The organism is Streptomyces sp. MnatMP-M17 (genome assembly GCF_900091995.1).
In the GTDB taxonomy this organism is placed as follows: Bacteria; Actinomycetota; Actinomycetes; order Streptomycetales; family Streptomycetaceae; genus Streptomyces.
Genome location: NZ_FMDK01000910.1, coordinates 1 through 2,837, shown reverse-complemented (window position 1 = coordinate 2,837; position 2,837 = coordinate 1). Strand labels below are relative to the sequence as shown.

Annotated in this window: 2 protein-coding genes; both read right to left on the bottom strand. The window is 66.3% G+C overall.

What is annotated here, in order from left to right:
• Positions 1-813 (bottom strand): ABC transporter ATP-binding protein (locus GA0115259_RS33260; RefSeq protein WP_093603843.1); only part of this gene is annotated, 813 nt, incomplete at its 3' end.
• 86 nt (positions 814-899) lie between these two features.
• Positions 900-2,462 carry a multicopper oxidase family protein gene (locus GA0115259_RS33255; protein ID WP_093603841.1) on the bottom strand — a complete coding sequence of 521 codons (1,563 nt, stop codon included), beginning with the start codon at positions 2,460-2,462 and terminating at the stop codon, positions 900-902.
• Positions 2,463-2,837 lie beyond the last annotated feature (375 nt).

The window sequence follows — 2,837 nt, the reverse complement described above, 5'->3', positions numbered from 1 at the left end:
TACCCCCCCCCGCCGCCCCTCTGCGGCGGCCCGCAGCGACAGTGGCAGCCGCTCGGCCGGGACATCGGCCGGCAGCAGGAAACGGATCCGGGCCGGCCGCGCCGCGGTCACCTCGGCCGGAGTCCCCGTAACCTCGATCCGGCCCTGGTGCATGATCGCCAGCCGGGCGGCGAGAGTCTCGGCCTCCTCCAGATAATGCGTGGTCAGCAGGACCGTCGTACCGCCGTCCCGCAGCAGCCGTATCAGCTCCCAGGTGTCACGCCGCCCTTCGGCGTCCAGCCCGGTCGTCGGTTCGTCGAGGAAGAGCACCTCAGGTCGGCCGAGCAGCGCGAGCGCCAGATCGAGGCGCCGCCGCTCACCGCCGGAGAGCTGTTTGACCCGTACGCCGGAGCGCTTGCCGAGCCCCACCAGCTCCAGCGCCTCACCGGTGGGCCGCGCGCCGCTCGTACAGCCCGCACACATCCGTACGGTCTCGGCGACCGTCAGATCGGAAGGGAAGCCGCCCTCCTGGAGCATCACTCCCATGCGTGGGCGTACGGCCGCGCGCCGGGTGTACGGATCACTGCCCAGCACCCGTACCGTTCCGCCGCTGGGCCGGGCGAGGCCCTCCAGAAGCTCGACGGTGGAGGTCTTGCCCGCGCCGTTCGTTCCGAGCAGCGCGAACACCTCGCCCGGCGCCACGGAGAACGAGATGCCGTTCACAGCCGTGAAGCCGCCGGCGTAGCTGCGTCGCAGCGCGTCCACATCGATCACCGGCGGCTCCGTACACGAGGAGACCGGCGGCTCGGTCAGTGAAGAGGAAGACTCAGTCATGTCTTCAGGCTCCCCGCTGACCGGGAGGCCCGGCAGTGCACGCTGTCACCCCTGTCCATGACATATGTCATGGACCGTCAGCCGGCTCAGTCCTTGTCGACACCAGGCGCCGCCGGGTCCTTACCGGTCCCGGGCGCGGGCGGGCCGTCGACCAGTTCCAGAACGGACATCATGCCCTTGTCCTCGTGATTGAGAATGTGGCAGTGCAGCACGGTCTTTCCGGTGTAGTTCTCGAAGGCGGTTCGTACGACGATGTTCCCGCGAGGCGGCACATCCACCGTGTCCTGGTAGCCGTAGAACATCTGAGGCTCGCCGTTCGTGCTCATCAACTGGAAGTCGTTCGTGTGCACATGGAACGAGTGCACCTCGTCACTGTTGTTCTGGACCGTCCACTCCTGCACGGTGTTCAAGTGCCCGGTGAAATCAATGCGGTTCGGGTCGAACTGCTTGCCGTTGATGTAGAACTCGGTGCCTGCCGCGTTCTCCGTGTACGTGATCGTCCTACGGGCGGCGATCTTGGCCTTGGACAGATCCCGGGCCGGCGCGAAGGTGGTGGGCAGTTTCGCCGGAGTCATGGCCTCCCCGCGTGAGACGACCGTGGCGAGCGTCACCTCGGGGAACTGGTTGCCGGCCGAGCCCGTGTTGTAAGGAAGCGTCTTCAGCTCCGCGGTGCCGGGCGGACCGCCCTGCACCAGTACGTCGTAGCGGGCCGCGGCCGGAATGATGATCGTGTCGACGGAGTAGATCCTGTTGACAGGATTCCCGTCCCGCGCGATCACCCGGAGTTTGTAGCCCGGCAACGCCACCTTGTAGAAGATGTTGGCGCCGATGTTGGCGATCCGCCAGAGCTGTGTCTCGCCCGGCCGGATGTGGATGGCTGGGTTGAGCTGCCCGTTGACCACACGGGTCGTGGGTGCGCCGATGCTCAGATCCGCGGTCTTGATCTGGTCGCCCACGCGCTGGAAGTCCTTGAGCGCGACGACTCGTTCGGTGATGTTCCGCAGCGACTTCGGCAGATACTGCTTCAGGCCGTCCACGACGATGATCCCGGACATCCCGCCGGCGGTCTGCGGCGCGGACAGCGTGTGGGGATGCGGGTGGTACCAGTACGTGCCGGCCGCGAGGTTGGGCGGGAACTGGTACGAGTAGTGGTAGGTCTCCCCGGGCTCGATCATCAGGAAGATGTTGTCCGAGTGATCGCTCGGCGAGACGTGCAAGCCATGGACGTGCAGATTCGTCATCCGGTCGATCTTGTTCACCATCGCCAGCTTCAGACGGTCACCTGGCTTGATACGCAAGGTCGGTGGCATGTACTGACCGTTGTAGGTCAGGGCCCACAGCTTCTTGCCCGCGAGCTCCACCCTTTTGCGCTCCACCACGATGCGGGTGTTCAGGAAGCCGTTCTTGCTCACCACTTCGGGTGGGTTACGGAGCGCGCCCGTCGGCTGAGCCGCTGTCAGCGGCGGTGACGGCGAGACCAGGGCGGCCGGGGACGCGGAGGATGACGATGACGACGAGTGGGCCGGGCCCGTCATCGGCCGCGACGCACCGGAGTGGTCGCCGCAGCCCGAGATCAGGGCGAGGGCGGTGAGGGCGGTGAGGAGTGCCCCGGCAAAGGACAGACTCCCTCTGGGACGAGTCCGCATCATGTTCTCCGGTCTGATGTGAGGCCCTGATATGACGCCGGGACAGGGTGACGGCCGGTGGAGTGCGGTGGATCTGGTGGGATCCGAAGGAAACCAGTGGAATCCGGGCCGTTGACGGCATCGTCCGGTCATTCTGGCGTGCGGGATTCGCTGTTACGGAATGCGACCCGCTGAGGAATTGGGATGGTTTGTCTCCCGGTGCGGCGCCGCTCATCACACACTCTGATCATCGGCCGAGCGCCGCGCACCGCACCAAACCCAACCGCGCACAACCAGCACCTCGGCGGCGCCACACGCACCCATACGCACAGACGGAACGCACAGACGGGATGCACAGACGGGATGCACAGACGGGATGCACAGACGGGATGCACAGAC

What these genes read in the sequence shown, in the direction of transcription:
- GA0115259_RS33255 (WP_093603841.1), bottom strand. Translation starts at nt 2,462, where the DNA reads ATGATGCGGACTCGTCCCAGAGGGAGTCTGTCCTTTGCCGGGGCACTC.